Here is a 1048-nt window from a genome sequence, read left to right on the forward strand (position 1 = left end):
GCGAAGCTGAGAACTTAAGCGCCAGTAAACGGCGGTGGTAACTATAACCATCCTAAGGTAGCGAAATTCCTTGTCGGGTAAGTTCCGACCTGCACGAATGGCGTAACGACTTCTCGACTGTCTCAACCATAGGCCCGGTGAAATTGCACTACGAGTAAAGATGCTCGTTTCGCGCAGCAGGACGGAAAGACCCCGGGACCTTTACTACAGTTTGATATTGGTGTTCGGTTCGGCTTGTGTAGGATAGGTGGGAGACTTTGAAGCCGTGACGCCAGTCATGGTGGAGTCGCCGTTGAAATACCACTCTGGTCGTGCTGGATGTCTAACCTCGGTCCGTGATCCGGATCAGGGACAGTGTCTGATGGGTAGTTTAACTGGGGCGGTTGCCTCCCAAAGGGTAACGGAGGCGCCCAAAGGTTCCCTCAGCCTGGTTGGCAATCAGGTGTTGAGTGTAAGTGCACAAGGGAGCTTGACTGTGAGACCGACGGGTCGAGCAGGGACGAAAGTCGGGACTAGTGATCCGGCGGTGGCTTGTGGAAGCGCCGTCGCTCAACGGATAAAAGGTACCCCGGGGATAACAGGCTGATCTTCCCCAAGAGTCCATATCGACGGGATGGTTTGGCACCTCGATGTCGGCTCGTCGCATCCTGGGGCTGGAGTCGGTCCCAAGGGTTGGGCTGTTCGCCCATTAAAGCGGTACGCGAGCTGGGTTTAGAACGTCGTGAGACAGTTCGGTCCCTATCCGCTGCGCGCGTAGGAATATTGAGAAGGGCTGTCCCTAGTACGAGAGGACCGGGACGGACGAACCTCTGGTGTGCCAGTTGTCCTGCCAAGGGCATGGCTGGTTGGCTACGTTCGGGAGGGATAACCGCTGAAAGCATCTAAGCGGGAAGCCTGCTTCGAGATGAGTATTCCCACCTCCTTGAGAGGGTAAGGCTCCCAGTAGACGACTGGGTTGATAGGCCGGATGTGGAAGCCCAGTAATGGGTGGAGCTGACCGGTACTAATAGGCCGAGGGCTTGTCCTCAGTTGCTCGCGTCCACTGTGT

The 1048-nt window shown here is 56.3% G+C and carries 1 rRNA gene; it reads left to right on the forward strand.

The annotated features are described in order from the left end of the window. Positions 1 to 1027 (forward strand): 23S ribosomal RNA (locus AB0D99_RS35625); the annotation flags it as partial. Between the last annotated feature and the right edge of the window lie 21 nt (positions 1028 to 1048).

The sequence above is a fragment of the Streptomyces sp. NPDC047971 genome (assembly GCF_040653355.1).
Lineage (GTDB): Bacteria > Actinomycetota > Actinomycetes > Streptomycetales > Streptomycetaceae > Streptomyces.